Here is an 18,548-nt window from a genome sequence, read left to right as displayed (position 1 = left end):
ATCTATGAATTCGCTCCCAAGCAACGACGCAATCGACGGTATAAGCCCGACACAGGTACCACAGGACGTTACACCCCGAGAGACGACGGTCTGTGTCGTCGGTCTCGGCTACGTCGGGCTCCCGCTCGCGGTCGGTTTCGACCAGTCGGGCTACGACGTAATCGGTTACGACATCTCCGAGGAGACGGTGGCCCGGCTCTCGGACGGCAACGACACCACTGGTGACCTCGGCGACGACACCATCGAGGACGGCGAGGTGTCGTTCACCACGGACCCCGGCAGCATCGCCGAGGCCTCGTACGTTCTCGTCACGGTCCCGACCCCTATCGACGAGAACCGGGACCCCAAGATGGACTTCGTCGAAGGCGCGGCCGAGACCGTCGGTCGCCAGATGACGCCCGGAACCACGGTCATCCTCGAGTCGACCGTCTACCCGGGTGCGACGAGGGAGGTCATGATCCCCGCGCTCGAATCTGCCTCCGGACTCGACTGCGGCGAGGACTTCTACGTGGGCTACTCTCCCGAACGAGCCGTCCCCGGCGACGAAGAGCACGGTCTTCAGAACGTCATGAAGATCGTCAGCGGGCAGAACGAGGCCGTGGGGCAGAACGTCAAGGCCCTGTACGACCACGTCATCGACGCCGGCGTCCATCTCGCGCCACGGATGGAAGTCGCGGAGGCCGCGAAGGTCGTCGAGAACGTCCAGCGGGACGTGAACATCGGCCTCGTGAACGACCTCGCGATGACGTTCGAACAGATGGACATCGACACCGAGGCCGTCCTCGACGCCGCCGGGACGAAGTGGAACTTCCACGACTACAGTCCGGGACTGGTCAGCGGGCACTGCATCCCCGTCGACCCGTACTTCCTCATCCACCGCGCGAGCCAGGAGGGGCGGTCCCCGGAACTCGTCGAGGCCAGTCGGTCGGTCAACGAGTCCATGCCGAAGCACGTCGCCGACCTCATGGTGAAGGCGCTGACCGAGGCGGGCCGACCGCTCGCCGACTGTCGGGTTCTGGCCGCCGGGCTCACGTACAAGGCCGACGTGGCCGACATCCGGAACGCGAAGATAGCCGCCGTCCTCGAGGAACTGCAGGAGTTCGGCATCGAGATCGTCGGCTACGACCCGCTCCTCGACGACGAGACCATCACGGACTACCTCGACATCGAGACCCAGGAGAAACTCAACTTCGACGGGTTCGACGGCCTCCTTCTCGGCGCGGCCCACGACGAGCTCGAGAACCTCAATCCGAACATCGTCGCCGCAGAGCTATCGGACCCACCGGCCATCGTCGACGTGAACCGCGCCTTCGACGAGGCGGACCTTCCCGACAGGGTCGCGTACAGGAGGGTCTGAGATGTACCGTGGCCAGACGGTCGGCGTCGTGTTGCCGGCGTACAACGAATCCGAACACGTCGGGTCGGTCATCGAGTCGCTGCCCGCGTACGTCGACCGCGTGTACGCTATCGACGACTGCTCGACCGACGAGACGTGGGACGTGATTCGCGAGTACGCGACGACGAGCGACCAGACGACCCAGCGGGTCGCGGCCGCCAACGCGGACGCAACCGAGGAAGTGATGCTGCCCGACGGCCACGGCGGCGAGGTCCCCGACGTCGTCCCGGTCCAGCACAGCGTGAATCAGGGTGCCGGCGGGACGCTCAAGACCGGCTACCTCCTCGCCGCGCGCGACGGGATGGACGCGACCGTCACTATCGACGCGGACGGCCAGATGGACCCGGACGAGATGGACCGCCTGCTCGACCCTATCGTCGAGGGGCGTGCGGGATTCTCGAAGGGGAACCGGCTGGCCGACAGTGACGCCGCGGGTGGGATGCCGCCGTTCCGGTTGCTCGGCAACTGGCTGCTGACGCTGATGATGAAGCCGGCGAGCGGCTACTGGCGCCTCCGCGACCCGCAGAACGGATACACCGCGATCTCGGCAGAGGCACTCGACGCCGTCGAAATCGAGGCCATCCCCGACGACCACGACTATCCGAACGACCTGCTCGCGCGCCTGAACGCCGCGGGCGTGCGCGTCGCAGACGTGCCGATGGCGGCGATATACGGCGACGAGGAGAGCACCATCGAGTTCTCGGAGTTCGTCAAGCGAACTTCGACGACGATACTGTCGGCGTTCCTCTGGCGGCTCGGCAACGAAGGCAAGCAGGGCCGGGCCCACCTCTCTGGACTCTACTCGGTGGGTGCACTGGGCGTCGCCGCCGGCCTGCTCGCGGCAGTCAGTAGCGCCCTGTCGGCGCTGCTCCCCGATACGCTCTCGGCCACCTGGCCGAAGTCGCTGTTGGCAATCCTCGGTGGCGTGGTCGCGCTCACGCTCGCCGTCGGCACGGAGCGACGGAGCGACGCCGAGGTGATTCGTGAATGAACGTCGTCGTGACCGTCCAGCACGCCGGCCACGTGCACTTCTTCAAGCACGCCATCGACGAACTGACGCGTCGAGGCCACGACGTCCGGGTGTTCGCCCGCGACAACGAGGCCTCGCTCGACCTGCTGGAGTGCTGTGACATCGACTACGAGGTACTCGCGGGGTCTTCCGACTCGCTCCTGTCGCTCGCCACGGCACAAGCGACCTACGAGGCTCGGCTGTTGCGTCGGGCACTGGCGTTCGAACCCGACGTCATGACCGCCATCGGGGGGGTCGCCGTCTCGCACGTCGCGTCGCTGGTGGGTGCACGGAGCGTCGTCTTCTACGACACCGAGCACGCGACCCTCATCCGACGCCTGGCCTTCCCCTTCGCCGACGCGGTGTGTACACCGGACTGCTTCCGCGACGACGTCGGTTCGAAGCAGGTTCGGTACCCGGCATACCACGAACTGGCTTACCTCCACCCGGACCACTTCGACCCGGACGAGTCGGTCCTCGAAGACGTCGGATTGGAGACCGACGACGACGTCGTGCTCGTCCGGCTCGGTGATTGGAGTTCCTCTCACGACGTCGGCGTGAGCGGTATCGAGGACCCCGTGGCCCTGGTCGAACAGCTGGAGGCCGACGGGGCCGAGGTGCTACTCAGCACCGAGGGGGAACTGCCCGACCGACTCAGCTCGCGGGGGTTCGACCTCGAACCCGACCGCTTCCACGACCTGCTTGCGGCCATCGACCTCTACGTCGGCGAGGGCGGGACGACGGCCGCCGAGTGTGCCACCCTCGGCACGCCCGCCGTCTACGTCAGTGACCTCACGCTCGGCTACCTCGACGAACTCGAATCCCGGTACGGCCTCGTCGTCAACTGCGCCGGGGACGGGGGGACCGACACGGCCGCCGAGGCCGCACGGTCGATGCTCGCGGAGCCAGCAACGGAGTTCCAGCAACGACGAATGCATCTCTTGACAGAGAAAGTGAATCCGACTGATGTCATACTCGAACAACTCACGGGCGATCCGAGTGCTCCACCACGGGGCACAGAAGCTGTCGAAACACCGCCGAAAAACGTCGGGTGACGAGATGCGGATACTGCACCTGACGACCGGCCGGCGGTCGTTCTTCGAACAGCAAGTCGAGGCGCTGCGCTCTCACGGAGTCGACTGCACGGTGCTGAACGTTCCGGGCGACTACGCGGCCGACGACCCCCGGAGTGTGACCGACTACCTGAAGTACTACCCACAGGTCCTCGAACACGGACTCGACGAGTACGACGTCGTCCACGCGAACAACGGCCTCACGGCGCCGTTCGCACTCGCACAACCGACCCGTCCCGTCGTCGTCACGTTCTGGGGGAGTGACCTCATGGGTGACCACGGCTGGGTATCCAGGGTCGGACAGTACAGCGCGAAACGGGCCGACCGCGTGATACTCCCGAGCCACAGGATGTCTGACTACGTCGACTGTGACTACACGCACATGCCGTTCCCAGTCGACACGGAGCGGTTCCAACCGATGGAGAAGGCCGAAGCGCGTGCTCACGTCGGCTGGGACCAGGACGAGACTGTCGTGCTGTTCCCGTACGACCCGAGTCGGCCCGAGAAGGACTACGAGCGGGCCAGCAAGGTCGTGGACGCGGCCGACGTCGACGCCGACCTGCGCACATTGACCGGCAAACCGTACGAGGAGATGCCGTACTACCTGAACGCGAGCGACGCGGTGCTCGTCACCTCCAAACGTGAGAGCGGGCCGATGGTAGTCCGAGAAGCCGCGGCCTGTAACGTCCCCGTCGTCTCGACGGACGTCGGGTTCGTCAGGGAGACGCTCGAAGACGTCGGTCAGTCGGCGGTCTGTGGCTCCGACATCGAGCTCGCCGGGTCCCTCGAGCTCATTCTCTCGACGAAGCAACGGCCGAAGGCACGCGAGCAACTGGACCAGCTCGACCCGGCCGGGTTCGGGCAGCGACTCGAGCGGACGTACGCGTCAGTCATCGATCGCACGGAGGGGACGGCATGAGGGCCCAACGGACCGTCCAGCGGTGGCTCCCGTCGCGTCTGGACACTGGTGCGGCCGTCCTGGGGCTACTCATGGCCATCGCCATGTTCCCGCTCCGGTTTTTCGCGTCGCAGATATACATCAAGACGATTCCGCTCGTGTTGGGGACGGCCTGTATCCTGTATCTCATCACGAGCGTTCGCGACGACAGTACGGTCAACGGTCTGCCGACCTTGTCCCGGAACGTCCTCCGGCTGCTCCCGATACTCGTCGTGTTCTGTTCGGCCGCCATGGTCGTCATCGCCGTCGAACACGGCGAGCGGTCGGTCCTGTTCTTCGACGTCGCCGGTGTCGCTGGCACCCTGCTACTGGGGCAGATAGCGTTCTCGGGGAAGAAGTCGTTCAACCGGATCCAGATACTGCTCCAGATCGTGCTGCTCGCGGCCGTCGTCCGCCTGAGTGCGCTGTACGTGACACCGGGACTCATCGGCATCGACATCTGGACCCACATCACCCAGTTGGCGGGGAGCATCAAGGCCGCCGGCACGCTCGAAGCTATTGCCGAGAACAAGCACTACACGTCGCCGCTGTACCACCTGCTGGTGGTCGCTACGTCGCTGCTGGCGGACGTCTCCCTGCGTCTGGCCCTCTACCTCTCTCTGGGCCTCGCGATGCCGGTGGCGATTCTGGTCGTGTTCACCATCGCAAACCTGCTGGTCGAACCCCGGTGGGCGGCGCTCGCGACGGCCCTCTTCTCGTTCGGTGACTACGTCATCGAGTGGGGTATCCACATCATCCCGACCAGCATGGGGCTGATACTGTTCCTCGGCGTGTTGTACTGGCTGGTCCGGGTCATGCGGACGGACTACGGACTCAGGGAGTTCGGCCTCCTGGTGCTGTTCACCACCGCAGTCATCCTCACCCACCAGGTGTCGTCGTTCATCATGCTGGTACTCCTCGGGGCTGGACTCGCCGCCTACCTCGTGCTGAAACTGAGCATCTTCAGCCGGTCGCCGCTCGACCCGGACGTGTTCAGGGTGCGGAACCCGCTGAACATCGCCGGGTTACTCGCGTTCGACGCCGGTTTCATCACCTTCCTCTGGTCGTTCACGCCGTACAACGGGAACTCGTTCCTCGTGACGGTGCTCAGCTATCTCCAGGAGACGCTCGCCTCCAGCGCGGGCGTCCTGAACCTCGCTGGACCGTCCGGTGGGAGTGCCGGCGCGGCAGCGGCGAGTCAGGGGCCCACGCTCATCGAGACCGTCGCGACCTACGTCGACACCATCGGGTTCCTCCTGTTGCTGTTCGGGACCTTCGTCGGGTGTCTGTACGTCGTCAACCGCCAGCGCGCACAGCAGTCCGTGTTCACCCTCCTGGCTGCCTCGGCGATTATGCTCGTGTTTGTCCTCGGACTCCCGATGTTCGGTATCAGGAACTTCATCCCACAGCGGTGGTTCGCCTTCCTGTACGCGCCGCTCGCGTTGCTGACGGCTATCGGACTCCGGCACCTCGCCATCGAACTCGACAGGCGGACGGTGGCCGTCGTGGTACTCATCTTCGTCCTCGTGTTCCCGAGCGTGATGGTCATGTCCAGCAACGGGACCATCGACAATCCGGTCTTCGAGGACCAGGAGGCGCAGTTGTCCTACACCGAGGCCGAGATAGAGGCCGCGTACACGATCGGCGAGATGACCGGGTCCCCCGACGGTGACAACCTCCGTCCGGACCAGGTAGTGTTCACCGACCACCCCTATCAGACACTGTTCAAGCGGACTGGGTCCTATCCGTCCGACACCGCCAGGATAAACGACAGCGAACCGGTCACACACGACATCACCGTCTATCGACAGGAGCAGACGGAGGCAGCCACGTACTTCATCAACAGCAACGGCATCGGCGAGATTCGAAACATCCCGCAGCAACGAATCTGCCGACCGAATCAGGCCGTCATCTACAGCAACTCGGCCGTCGAGATGTGCGTCACGTCGCCGGCAACCGACGCCTGACGGCCACCGTCTCGCGGTCGATTACTCCCCAACGGTGTCCAGAAACCGTTCTTCCGCCGCCCTGCCGGGGTCGAACGCGCTGCCCTCACGTTCGCTTGCCAGTGTGTCCGCGACGGTCCGTTCCATCGCTTCTTCGACGGGGGTCGACTCCCAGCCGAGTGCGGCGAGTTTGCACGTCGAGAGCACGTGAGGGTAGTTGTGTCCGAGGTGGTGATAGAGGACGAAATCGTCAGGCGTGAGCCCGACCGCTTCGAGTTCGCGGTGACTCGCGTGGACCACGTCGACGGACGTATCGAGCGTCTCGGCGACGAGTTCCACGACGTCCTCCATCGTGAGGACGAGTCGGTCGGCGACGTTGTACGCCTCGCCGGGGGTACCGTCCTCGGCGACGACGCGAAGGGCACTCGCGACGTCTTCGACGTAGGCCCGATGCCAGATGGCAGTCCCGTCGCCCGGTACGACGACGCGGTCGTAATCGGCGACGCGTCGTATCCAGTACTCGTGGTGGTTCTGGATGCCGGGTCGGTCGGGTGCCCACGAGACGGACCCCGACGCGGACCCGCCCCAACCGTCGAGTGATTTCGGCCCGTACACCATCGTCGGTCGGACGCTGGTGGCGGCCACGCCGTCCTCGGCCGCGCGAGTCACGATGCGGTCACACTCGGCCTTCCTGGGGCCGTAGCTAGCCATCGTGTCGTCGTCGCCGTGTGTCGGAGCGTACGAGTGCAGCGGCGTGTCCGATTCGCGTTTCGGGATGTCGTTTCGGGCGTAGACCCCGCCACTGGAGACGTACACGTAGGCATCGGCGTCGGCGAACGTCTCCACGGCGGCCCGGGCGTCGTCCGGGTGGAACAGCGCGCAGTCGACGACGATGTCCGGGTCGACCCGGTCGACCGCCGCCCGGAACGCATCAGTGTCCGTTCGGTCGACCGTGACGTGTGTGACGCCGTCCCAGCTTTCGGCCGATCGACGACGGCTGAACGCCGTCACGTCGTACCCGTGGTCGAGCAGTTCGGCTACCGTGTGGCGGCCGACGAACCCGGTCCCGCCCACGACGAGCGCGGAAGCCATACGGAGAGTTGTAGACTGACTAATATAACTGTGGCTCCGGTGGCGTCAGCAGACGTCTTCCAGCGAGTCGAGCATCGCCGACCAGACGGCCGCCGACTGCTCGCTCTCGAACAGTCGTTGCCCGTGTGCGGCCCCGTCGAGTGTCAGCAGCCGCTTCGGGTCGGACGCATTGTCATGGAGCCGGTTGGCGACGTCGACGAACCGCTGCTCGTCGCCCTCGCTGACCACGAACAGTTTCTGCCCGGTCAGCGCGTCGGCCCGCTCTGCGCCGCCCGCCGCGGAGAGGGTCACCACACCGTCGACCCGGTCTGGTAGCTCGGCAGCGGTACCGACGACGGCGGCGCCGCCGGTGCTCGCGCCGACGAGGACGACGGACGACACCTCGCTCTCCGAGTGCAGGAACTCGACTGCCGCCCTGACGGCGGCAATCCGTTGGTCGCCCTCGTCGATAGCGAGCGCGACCCACCCGTTCGATGCCAGTCGCTCGGCCTGTGGTCGCCAACTCCCTCGGTCGAGGTTGATCTGTGGGACGAGGACGACCCCACAGTCACCCGTCCCGTAGAGCGTCCCCTCGACTGTCGCGTCGCCTGACGTGTCGAACGCGACGTCGCGCGGGCCAGTGGTCGTCGTGGCCTCGGTGGCCGGCTGGGTCGTCGCGTCACTCGTCGTTCCAGTGGTGGTTGGCGAGGCCCCGCTCGAGCCATCCGTTCCCGTACACCCCGCAGTCGCACCCGTCAGCGTGACGCCTGCCGCGGCGAGCAGCTGACGGCGAGATAGTGGCGTGTCCACAGCCACGCTTCGGCGAGTGCGTGATTACTTATCCTGCCGATAATGCGTCCGTACGGCCCAGCCGGCGCCGAGTGCACCACACTAGCTGGGGCGTACCGACGGCCGTCGCCGCTCAGTCGGCCGACGGACGCGTCGGGAACGGCAGAATTCCGAGGCCGGGGCAGTCGTCGGCCCACCAGACCAGCAGCGTCGTGCCCAGCAGCGCGACCTCCAGCGAGAGAAAGAGCAGTCCCCGTGGCGTTCCGAGGAAGAAGAGGAAGCGAACGAAGTAGTAGAGTGCGTTGTCGAGGAAGCCGCCCTGCCCGGAGCTCTGGATGGTCACGAGCGGCCACAGGTAGGCCTCGATACGGAGCGGGTTCCCGACGACGACCTGATACACGGCGTCGGCGGGGATGTGGGCGAGGTAAGCGACGCTGAACCCGGTGCCGACCGCCCTATGCCCGAGTTTGCCGAGCAGGACGACGAGGACAAGCGACAGCGCCGTCGCCGTGAAGACGGAGTGAGCGACGGAGACACCACTCGGGAATACCTCGAACGTCCACGCGAGGGGTTTGTCGACGAGGTCCGGAAACAGCGCGCCGAATCCGACGGCCAGCGCCGGCAGCGTGTCCGGCGATTCGTCGTACCGGAGGTGGACGTATCCAGAGTACAGTAGATACCCGACTGCGACGTGTTCCCATGGCCACATCGGAGTCAGGTCCGGGTCGGCGTTCGCAGTGTACTCGTCTGAGTCGAGGCCTCACGTATCACGAATTCGTGTCGAGTGGATAGTGTCGTCATTGAGGTCAGGCGACGGTAATCGGCAATCGAAGCGTCTGATCGGCAGACTCTATCGTCGGGTCGTCCGGGGCCTGTCCGTGGTACAGGTAGACGACCATCCGCAGGTCGGACCCCCGCATGGATGGGGACACCTCGAAGTTCACGGTACGGGTCTCCGCGTGGTCGACGGTCACCGACTGTCCAGCAACACGATTGCTCTCCATCACCTGGGCGTCAGCACCGGTCCCGTTCGTACGCTGGACGTGGACGACCGTCTCGTACTGCATCTGTTCGTGCTCCTGATTGGTGACGTTGACCGAGAGGGTGCGCGTCTCGCCGGCGACGAACTGGGCGGGGTACATCGACTGCGTGTCGCCCGTCACGTCGTCGGTGTTCACGTAGAACTCCGTGAAGCCGTCCTGTTGTGGCGGGTTGACCGCAGCGTATCCCACACTCGAGACGAGCAAGAGCAGGCTCACACCCAGCGCGACGTTGAACAGACGGCGCTTGCTGTCGGCGGTCCCGAAGGCGTTGCTCGCGTCGGAGTACGTGACGTTCGAGAGGAATTCAGAGATCTGGGGTGTGTAGCGCCGCTCGGCGGGCAGTCGGTACCGCCGTATCAGTCCGCCGACCGTCAGCATGAGCGTGAGACCAGTCGTCCCGAACAGGAGTGGGTACAGCGTGATACCCCACGGGGTGAAGTTGGCGACGACGGCCACCAGCGGCACGATGAACAGCGTCGTGACGACGGCGAAGACGAACCGTTCGAGAGCGTCGATGCCCTCCTTCGTCGGGAGTGGGTTCCGCAACCCACGTTGGTTCTCGTCGAAGGTCCGTACAGCCGAGTTCCCGGCGGCGGGGTACAGAAACGAGACGAACGCGTATCCGGGTAAGACAGTTACGAGGGGTACGACGACGGCGGTCCGGAGTACTCCAGTCACACCGAACGCGACCGTGAGTACTGCCAGCCCTGTCGCGAACGCGACCAGAGAGAGGTCGACGTACCAGCGGTCCAGCGGTGACATTGCTACGCCGTACACGCCATGGGGCCCTTATTATTCGTCGGATAAGGCCGGCACACTGGAATCGAGAGACAGACTACGAACGTGGCGCACGCACACTACGCCGAACTCGTCGCGTCCTTGAGACCCGACCCTGCACTCCAGAGGACGCCCGGGAGGTGTCGGGGTTCGAGGCGAGCATTCTTGAGGTGGCGCGCGGCGTCGACGAAGTCCCCCTCCTGTAAGTAGAGCTTCGTCAGGAGAAGGTCGTGGGCCGCCTGGACGTCGTAGCCATCACGCTCGGCAGCCCGGACCAGCGATGCGTGCTTCGCGATGAACTGCTCGTCGGCCCGTTCGACCGTCTCGGCGGGCGGAGAGCCGGTCTCGTGGCGGGTCACGAGTGGCCTGTCGACGTATCCGAGGTACCCCTCCTGGATGACCCGGAGGAGGAAATCGGGGTCCTGGAAGCGGTCCAGTTCCTCGTCGAACCCGTCGATTGCGCGTGCGACAGCCGTCTCGACGAGGAGCGTCGACCCGGCTCCCGAGTGGAGATAGTCGGCGAGAATTTCGCCGGAGAGCTCTTTACCGCCCTCCTTCGGGCGACTGTCGTCGTCGGCTCTGGAGAGCACCGACGCGGCAGCGGAGAGCAGTTGTCCGCTGGTTCCATCTAGGTTGTACTCGAAGTCACAGTAGACCGCGACACACTCGTCGGGAGCGGACTGATAGCGGGCGAGTTGTCGGCCCAGTTTCTCCGGGTGCCACTCGTCGTCAGAGTCGAGAAAGGCGACGAACTCACCGTTGACGTGTTCGATGCCAGTGTTTCGAGCGACGTTCGCGCCCCGGTTGGTCCCGTGCGTGACGACTCTGAGACGCGGGTCGTCGTAGCCGTCCAAGAGGGAGAGTGTCCCGTCGTCAGACCCGTCGTCGACGACGACCAACTCGAAGTCCTCGTAGGTCTGGTCGAGGACGCTGTCGACGGCACGGGGCAGCACGTCAGAGCGGTTATACGTCGGAATGACGACGCTTACGGTCGGCATGTCCGAGCGAATGCACCCGAGGTAGTTTATTACCTACCCGATAAACCGGACCCCGTCGTCTCAGTACGTCGTTCCGGTGACGTAGACGTCACTGCCGCCGGCGTCCTGAATCCCGTCCGGGAGCTCGTTGTTCTTGATGCGGACCGAAGTAGCGTCCGGCCCGATTCGAATGGCCTCGTCGCCACTGTACGAGTCGAGGTAGTTGTCCTCGATCCATATGTCGTTCCCGTAAGCGCTCACTGGACGGTCCGAACAGCGGATACGACATTTGTAGACGGTGTAATCCTCGCCGAGGAGTGCGAGTCCTCGGCGGCGCCCGCCGCCCCACTGATCGACGGTCAGTGCCCGGAACTCACAGTCGTCGCGCTCGCATCGAATCGCGTGCCGGAGTTCGTCACCCGACGCGCCGCCACCGATACGACTGTTCTGTACTACGACCGGGCCCCCGTTCCCCAACAGACGGAGCGCGTTCGCGCTACAGTCGATATCGATGTCCACGTCGACGATAGCGAGACGCCCCGAGCCCGACTTAGCGACGATGCCGGCAGCTGGGACGTCGGCGATGTCGATGTCCGTATCGTTGACGCTAGCGTCGGCGACGCCGTCGAGTAACTGAATCGCGTCACCGTTCGGTGCCGTCAGGTCGACGGAGACGTCACGGACTTCGACGTGGTTCGCGTAGTCGAAACGTAGCGGAATCTGAGCGAGATAGTTCGGTGAGCGCTGGTCTGTGACGAACTCCGTCCCGGCTACGGTCGCCCGGTCGGCCCCGATGCGGACGTTCACCGGGCCGCTGTTCTGAAAGAGACCCTTGACGACCGAGACGGACCCGTCGCCGGTGACGTACAGCCCGTTGTCGGGATAGTTCCGGACGATGCAGTGTTCCAGTCGCAGCGACCCGGAGTGGTTGTTGACGAGGATACCGGTCGGACCACGCCAGAGGTCCCCGGGTGTCTGGGTCTGCCAGTCGGCACCATCGGAGAGACGGAACCCATTTACGTGGCCGCTCCCGCCCGCGTCGGTGATGCGGAAGAGCGCCGGACCCCACGTTCCGCTGTCGTGGCGGCCGATGACGTCGATGTTCTTGACGAACAGCCCGTCCGAGGCACTCACGTGGAACGCACGGATACCGGTGTCGTCTGCTCGCTGGTCCACCTCCAGGTTCTTGATGCGTACGTCACGGGCCGGGTCGTAGTACGTACCGAGTCGGAACAATCGGTACTGCGGTCCATCGAACTCGTAGTAATTCGCCGGGACGAGCGTGGCGTCGTCGCCGACAAGCCCCACGTTGTCCGCCCCGGACTCCCGGACCTGTTCGTCCATGTAGTACCGGCCCGGTGGGAATTTCAGGAGCGTATCGTCGCCGATAACGTCCTGCAGTACCGGACTGACCGACTCGGACCCGCTCGGATCCGCGCCCGCTTCGGTCACGTCGACAACCGTCCGGTACTCGTCTTCGATACCTGCCGCTGTTGCTGTGCCGATAAGTCCACTTGCAGCCACCCCCGCGCAGACGGACCGGAGAAAGGTCCGCCTACTGGTTTGTGCTGTCGCTAGGTCGTTGGGTTGCACATGCGAGGAGTGCGGGGGGGTTGGTTTATTTATGTAGACCCCAAGACGGGCCTAACCGTTTATTTTCTATCATAAATGGAACCTATCTCGGGTCACCTGGTTTCGCTCGTCCGACAAGTAGGAGGCTGAGGGCCACAGAGGCCGCCGCTGACACTGGCTCGAATCCGATAGTCAATACGCCTAGGTGTAGGAGACCATCGTCCGTCGAGGTGCTCTCTGTCGTCTGGGTCGTCTCGGAGGTCGTAGTGTTCTCCGTGGCCGTCGACGTCGTCGTAGTCGTGGCTGTCTCGGTGGTCGTCTGCGTAGTCGTGGTCGACGCGGTCTCGGTCGTCTGCGTCGTCGTGGCAGTCTCTGTGGTCGTCTGTGTCTCCGTCGTCGCTGTTTCAGTGGTCGTCCGCGTAGTCGTGGCTGTCTCGGTGGTCGTCGGTGACTCCGTCGTCGCTGTTTCGGTGGTCGTCTGTGTCTCCGTCGACGTTACCGTCTCCGTCTCTGTCGAACCGCCACCACCGAAGAACCCTCCATCGCCGTCGTCGGTTTCGGTCTCCGTGGGTGTCTGGGTCTCGGTAGCGGTGTCTGTCGAACCGCTGCCACCGAAGAAGCCGTCGTCGCCGTCGTCGGTTTCGGTCTCCGTCGGTGATTCCGTCGTCGTCGCTGTGGACGTCAATGTGCCCGGCGAGCTCTCGTCCGCGGTCTCCGTAGTGGTCGTCACCACGCCACCGCCCTCAGTCTCACCGCTCGGCGTCGGTGTGTCCGTAGCCTCCTGTGTCGATGTCGCTGTGTTCGAAGACGACTGGGTGCCCTCCGGGACGGGCGTCGTCGCTTCCGTCGGCGTCTCCGTGGCGTTGGTCGCCCCCGGCATCTCTGCCCCACCATCGGTCACGATGTCCATGACTGCGATGCCGGTCCCCGACGCGAACAACAACAGTCCCACGAGCAGGAGCCAGAACTGTCCGCCGTTCGGAATCAGGTCTGGCACGCTGAGACGACCGAGACGGGCGTCGGCCCGTTCCACAGTACTCCCGATAGGGTCGGGGAAGGCCGAAAGCAAGTCGACGCACTCCCGCACTTCCAGTGCGCCGGTGAGGAATGCGAACGTGAGGAAGACGGCGAGACCGACCGGTGGCACCACGACGAGGGGAACGATACCGCTCGGAAGGAAGGCGGGCAAGGACAGTGAGAGGTTCGCCGCGAGATACTCCGGCAGGAGCAAGATCGGCCCCGCTGCGAGCACGACCGTCAGGCCGACCCGAAGGAGGCGTGCGTCGGCGAGCGGGTCGAAGTCGAGCTGTCGCGCGCTCCAGATGTGGAAGAGGAACATCGACGCGTAGCCGACGCTCGTCGCTATCGCGGCTCCCGTCATCCCGTACCGGGGGATGAGCAGCAGGTTGAGCCCCAGGTTGAGGACGGCCGACGAACCTGTGGCGATGACCGAGTACCGCAGGGTTCCGTGACCCTCCTCGATCGCTATCGTCGGCCGGACCGCGGCAAACCCTAGCGCTCCCGGTAGGAGGAACAACAGCGGCGTCACCGCAGGTGCGGCCTTCGCGCCCCAGTACAGTGGGACGACGGTTTCCGCGAGCGCCGCGAGGCCGAGCGCCATCACGGTCGTCAACAACAACGTGTACCGCGTCGTCCGTGACGCGAGACCCGCGATTCGGTCTGTCCTGTCCTGTGACCACAATTCCGACGTCGAGTGAACGTAAACTGTCTGTAATGTCATTGGTACGAACCAGAGGAACTCAGCCAGCGTGAGGGCCGTCTTGTAGTTGCCGACCTGCGTGCTCCCGGCGAGCGACTGGAGCATGATGATGTCGACGTGGTACAGCGACATCTGGAAGACGGTCAGGGCGACCGCCATGGTGTTGTAGGTCAGCATCTGCCGCCGCGGGAGGGACCCAGACGAGGTCGGCAGGAATATCGCGCGGAGCGACACGCGCCGCAGCACGAGGCCGACGCCGATGACGGCGACTATCGCGGTGCCGACTATCTGCCCGGTTAGAGCACCGACGACACCGAAACCGTAGTACACCAGCGAGACAGCGACGGCGGCGAAGACGACGTGATAGAGTACTTTCAGCGGTTCCGAGTAGCGTTCGAGGCCGAACCCCATCAGCGTCCGACGGGCGTAGGCCCAGAACTGTGCGGCGACGACCATGAACACCATGAGCTTGAAATACGGCTCGAAAGAGGGACTGAAGTACGAGGCGACGAGCCCCATACGGACTGCCCCCAGATAGCCCAGTGCACCCAGTGCCGCGAGTAACGAGGCCATTCGGAAGTAGAACCCCACGACGTTGTCTTCCCAGTCGCTGCTGGTCCTGTCCTCTGCGACGAACTTCCGGACACCGTTCGTGATACCCGAACTGACGAATATCATGAACAGCGCGTGGATGGATAACACCGTCGTGTACTCGCCGAACTTCGCCGGTCCGAGGAACCGATACAACAGCGGCATCGTCACGAGGGTCACTATCAGGGTCAGTATCTTCCCGGAGACGACTGAGAGGACACCACTCAGAATATTTCGTCGCATATGATGTGTCGTATGTTCGTGTCAGTGTGCGCGCGGCCCTCGAGCTGGTCCGCGAGGGAGCGGTGAACGTGGAGGGCGACACGCGAGACATAGGTTCTGGCTGTCTGGTTCCATCTGTCGAACCCTCGTTGGTTTATTATTGAGCCGGTAAGCATCGGCGCGTCGTGAGGGAGACGTGAGATGCGCGCCAGCGACAAGTTGGCAGGGTATGGTCAAGCGTACCCGAGGTCCCGAAGGCGTTCTTCGACGACGTCGGAGGCGACGTCATCCGTCTCTGTCGCGGTAGCGTCACCCTCGACGATGTCTTTCCGTGGCCCGTCGTCGTAGACGTGCCACGGGATCTTCGTCAGTTCCTCCGTGTGAATCCCGGACGGGTGGCCGTACTCGCGCATCGGCAGGGGGAACGCGCGTTCGCCGAACATCTCTCCGTGGTCGGCACTGACGACGGTCTTGCCGCGGAGCGAGTCGAGCAACCGTTCGACGTGGGGCACGACGACGTCGAGGTTCTCGCGATAGGCCGCCCAGAGAACCTGGTCGTCGATGTCGACCTCGCCGTTCATCACACGGTTGAAGAAGTCGAGCGAGTCGTTGTCGAAGTGTTCCTGCCCAGTCGGCCCGATGTAGGGGTAGTGAGGCTGTAGGAAGTGCACGAGCAGGCGTTTGTTCGGGTACTTTTCGGCGGCGCGCTCGGTGGCGTCCGCGACAGTCTCCGGTCTGACGGTCCGGAACGTCTCGTCCCAGCCGTCCTCCTGCCATATCTCTACGACGTCGTGGAAGTCGACCGAGACGAATCCTCTGTCACTCTTGCGATAATGTTGCGGGTTCGCGGTGACGTAGACCGTGTCGGTCAGGTCCCGGCCGTCGAGATACTGGTTCAGGAACTCGATGGTCGAACTCGACCGGGAGTGGCGGTGTTCGAGGGTCCCGGGTAGGTCGACGACGTCCGCAAACGTGTCGTACCGGCACGCGTCGAGGAGGAGGAGATTGTCCCAGTCCTCCTCGAAGAAGTCGACCCGGTCACGCGGGTCGGCGTACTGCCGCTGGAGGTCGAAGTAGAACTCGTTCAGTCGTCGAACGACGAGGTGAGGTTCACGGATACCCCAGCGTACCTGTTTCGAGAGTGAGGAGCGTGGGCGTTGCATGTGCACCGACGTAGCAGTACCGGGCCCAATATTATGCGCCTGATAGGCGTCAGCGCCGTGGTGCCGGGGTAATTGGGGACGATACACACAGTACGGGCGCTGGACCACCCGACCGGCATTGAGCCGCTTGAGCAGTAGCCGTGAGCGCGTGAAGGCGTTGCCCACGACCACCGGCCTGGTGTGCTGTCTATCGGCGTCTACGACACGAACTTAGCCACCGGACAAGTCTCGGCAGAGAACCGGCGAATCGAAGGGCTAGGTGACCAGGGCGATGGAACGCGGTTCAAGTCGTCTCGCCCCGGCAGAGTCGACTTAACGTCGTATTCAGTCTTACCGGGTTAATAGTAAGCCCGGAGAATCGCGTCATGGGACGCATGCCCTCCGAAGACGCCAGCAGCGGGGAAGAGTCCGTCGGCGAAGACGAGCATAGACACGTGCTGACGAGGCGAGCGGTGGTTGCGCTCGCGGGGCTGACGGGGCTCACGCTCTTGACTGGGTCCGAAAGACCGACCAACCCCCTGCGCAGTCGGCCGTCGGCGGTCCGTTCGGATCTGAACCTCAATGCGAACGACATCTTGAACGTCGGCGACATCTCGATGAGCACTGGGAACCCGTCACTGGAGACCCCAGGTACCGGCGAGGAAGCCATCGAGATCCGCGATAGCGTCGCCGAGGAGTGGTCGCTGCGTGCGACGGAAGGTGACCCCGGTTCACCCGGCGTCGTCCAGTTCAACGCCCCTATCGCCGGGACGTCGGGACCCGAGGGACCGACCGACACCCTCGACGTCGAGGGCGCCATCGATACGGGGGGTCTATCGGTCGATAGCTGGCAGGTAGTCGACGTCCGGGGGCGGGGTATCGCGCCCGACTCCGAGGCCGACCTCGGAGCCTTCATCCACGAGCACAGCAACAGAGAAGACGTCTCGGGTGCCGTCTACTACCTCCCGGAGGGCACCTACACGTGGAACACGCCGGTCACAGCGGATTCGTTCGACTCGTTCGGTATCGTTGGCAAACCACAGGCGCGAGTCAAGTGCACGAACCCCGAGATGCCCTACTTCCTCCGGGCCGGCACGGAGAGTGCCGGACAGTCAGAGGTGTTCGTCGCGCGCAACCTCACGTTCGACGTGCAGGCCGAGAACGTGGCCGCCTCGGCCATCATCGCGGCCGTCGACGACTACCTCGAGATAGCCAATTGCGAGCTGGAGGGCCAGCTAGACCGTATCGTCCCGCCGTTCTACTCGGTGAAACCGACGTTACTGACCGAGAGTGGACAGGGGCTCGTCCAGATCAGGATGCAGGACGGGAGTTTCTACGACCCGAAGATGAAAGAGCAGGACCACCCGATGGGGCTAGCAATCGAGCGGCGACATCGCGGCTATCTCGTCGTCGAGAACACCGACATCGAGGGGTTCCTCAACAACGGCATCTACTCTGCTGGACACAACGGCAAAGTCGCCATCCGGAACACCAGCGTCAAGAACTGTGGTGCGGGCATGCTCCGTCTGGGCGACGGCGACTACGCATACAAGTGCCACCTCGTCAACGACGACGCCGAGGACCGCGGCTACTCCTACGCTGCCCTCTGGGTGACGAAGGCCGACCATGCTGTCGCAGACAGCATCGAAATCGAGGCTCGGCAACGAACCCCGTCGGAGCTGGTCCGGGTGAACGGTGACGTCGACAACTGTACGCTCACGAACCTCGACATACGAAGTCAGGCGAACCAGCACGTCTGCTCGTTCACTGGCGAGGATCCGGACCTCGGACAGGTCGTGGCCTCGAACTGGTCGATAACCGACACCGGAAGTGCGACAGCGAACGCCCACCTTGGCCGTATCGCCCGGCCGAACGTCGTCCTGAAGAACTGGGACGTCAGCATCGACCCGGCCGGCGACGGGAAACGGCACGGTCTCGTCGTCGACGCCCCGTGGGTCGACATCATGGGGTGTTCGTTCTCGCACGCCGACGGCGGACTCGCCCTGCTCCTGGAGAGCGGTGCGGACTATCTCAGGCTGAAGAACTGTGACTTCAAACGCGGCCAGCTCTTCCAGTACAGCCGAGCGACGACGGAGGACGCCATCGTGGCCGACAACCGCTTCGTGGACGGCACCGAACTGGCGGGTGAGCAGGTGAACTGGACGACGAGAGGGCCGGGGTTCGAGTGAGGGCGTTGGCTGTGGGGTCTGGTAGTAGTCGCACGCCGGATACGGACAGGGTCGGGTAGGACGTGCAGATGAGAGGGCCTTCCATCGGCCCGCT

At 64.4% G+C, this 18,548-nt stretch carries 14 protein-coding genes; 6 read left to right on the top strand and 8 right to left on the bottom strand.

The features are described from left to right. Positions 1-4: 4 nt before the first annotated feature. Genes ACV7GQ_RS18960 through ACV7GQ_RS18940 form a run of 5 tightly spaced genes read left to right on the top strand, consistent with a single transcriptional unit; the run spans position 5 to position 6,382 of the window. Positions 5-1,357: a nucleotide sugar dehydrogenase gene (locus tag ACV7GQ_RS18960; RefSeq protein ID WP_470313514.1), complete on the top strand. Its 1,353-nt coding sequence runs from the start codon at positions 5-7 to the stop codon at positions 1,355-1,357. A 1-nt stretch (position 1,358) separates the two neighbouring features. Then, entirely contained in the window at positions 1,359-2,387 is a 1,029-nt protein-coding gene (locus tag ACV7GQ_RS18955) for a glycosyltransferase family 2 protein (protein ID WP_470313513.1), read from the top strand. Next, complete coding sequence (locus ACV7GQ_RS18950) at positions 2,384-3,460, top strand: DUF354 domain-containing protein (protein WP_470313512.1); 1,077 nt, start codon at positions 2,384-2,386, stop codon at positions 3,458-3,460. The genes ACV7GQ_RS18955 and ACV7GQ_RS18950 overlap by 4 nt, the downstream gene beginning before the upstream one ends. A 4-nt stretch (positions 3,461-3,464) precedes the next feature. Then, positions 3,465-4,397, top strand: coding sequence for a glycosyltransferase (locus ACV7GQ_RS18945; RefSeq protein WP_470313511.1), 933 nt, complete (start codon positions 3,465-3,467; stop codon positions 4,395-4,397). After that, positions 4,394-6,382 carry a hypothetical protein gene (locus ACV7GQ_RS18940; protein ID WP_470313510.1) on the top strand — a complete coding sequence of 663 codons (1,989 nt, stop codon included), beginning with the start codon at positions 4,394-4,396 and terminating at the stop codon, positions 6,380-6,382. Before ACV7GQ_RS18945 ends, ACV7GQ_RS18940 begins: the two co-directional genes overlap by 4 nt. A 21-nt stretch (positions 6,383-6,403) precedes the next feature. On the opposite strand, the gene ACV7GQ_RS18935 is transcribed toward ACV7GQ_RS18940, so the two are convergent. From ACV7GQ_RS18935 to ACV7GQ_RS18900, 8 genes are all read right to left on the bottom strand, one after another. Further along, a complete protein-coding gene (locus ACV7GQ_RS18935; protein ID WP_470313509.1) occupies positions 6,404-7,453 on the bottom strand; it encodes an NAD-dependent epimerase/dehydratase family protein in 1,050 nt (349 codons plus the stop codon). 45 nt (positions 7,454-7,498) lie between these two features. Beyond that, entirely contained in the window at positions 7,499-8,242 is a 744-nt protein-coding gene (locus ACV7GQ_RS18930) for an alpha/beta hydrolase (RefSeq protein ID WP_470313508.1), read from the bottom strand. 112 nt (positions 8,243-8,354) lie between these two features. After that, positions 8,355-8,930 carry a metal-dependent hydrolase gene (locus ACV7GQ_RS18925; protein WP_470313507.1) on the bottom strand — a complete coding sequence of 192 codons (576 nt, stop codon included), beginning with the start codon at positions 8,928-8,930 and terminating at the stop codon, positions 8,355-8,357. A gap of 97 nt (positions 8,931-9,027) precedes the next feature. Next, on the bottom strand, positions 9,028-10,026 hold the full coding sequence (locus tag ACV7GQ_RS18920) for a DUF1616 domain-containing protein (RefSeq protein WP_470313506.1): 999 nt from the start codon (positions 10,024-10,026) through the stop codon (positions 9,028-9,030). A 95-nt stretch (positions 10,027-10,121) separates the two neighbouring features. Then, positions 10,122-11,039, bottom strand: coding sequence for a glycosyltransferase family 2 protein (locus ACV7GQ_RS18915; protein WP_470313505.1), 918 nt, complete (start codon positions 11,037-11,039; stop codon positions 10,122-10,124). 60 nt (positions 11,040-11,099) lie between these two features. Further along, entirely contained in the window at positions 11,100-12,470 is a 1,371-nt protein-coding gene (locus ACV7GQ_RS18910; protein ID WP_470313504.1) for a hypothetical protein, read from the bottom strand. A gap of 223 nt (positions 12,471-12,693) precedes the next feature. Continuing rightward, positions 12,694-15,144, bottom strand: coding sequence for an oligosaccharide flippase family protein (locus ACV7GQ_RS18905; protein WP_470313503.1), 2,451 nt, complete (start codon positions 15,142-15,144; stop codon positions 12,694-12,696). 212 nt (positions 15,145-15,356) lie between these two features. Next, positions 15,357-16,286 (bottom strand): alkaline phosphatase family protein, encoded by a 930-nt coding sequence (locus ACV7GQ_RS18900; RefSeq protein WP_470313502.1) that lies wholly within the window; start codon positions 16,284-16,286, stop codon positions 15,357-15,359. A 374-nt stretch (positions 16,287-16,660) separates the two neighbouring features. Here ACV7GQ_RS18900 and ACV7GQ_RS18895 point away from each other — a divergent pair, with 374 nt between their 5' ends. Beyond that, positions 16,661-18,454 (top strand): hypothetical protein, encoded by a 1,794-nt coding sequence (locus ACV7GQ_RS18895; RefSeq protein ID WP_470313501.1) that lies wholly within the window; start codon positions 16,661-16,663, stop codon positions 18,452-18,454. Positions 18,455-18,548 lie beyond the last annotated feature (94 nt).

The sequence above is a fragment of the Haloarcula sp. MBLA0163 genome, from assembly GCF_055632435.1.
This window is presented reverse-complemented; position numbering and strand designations above follow the sequence as displayed.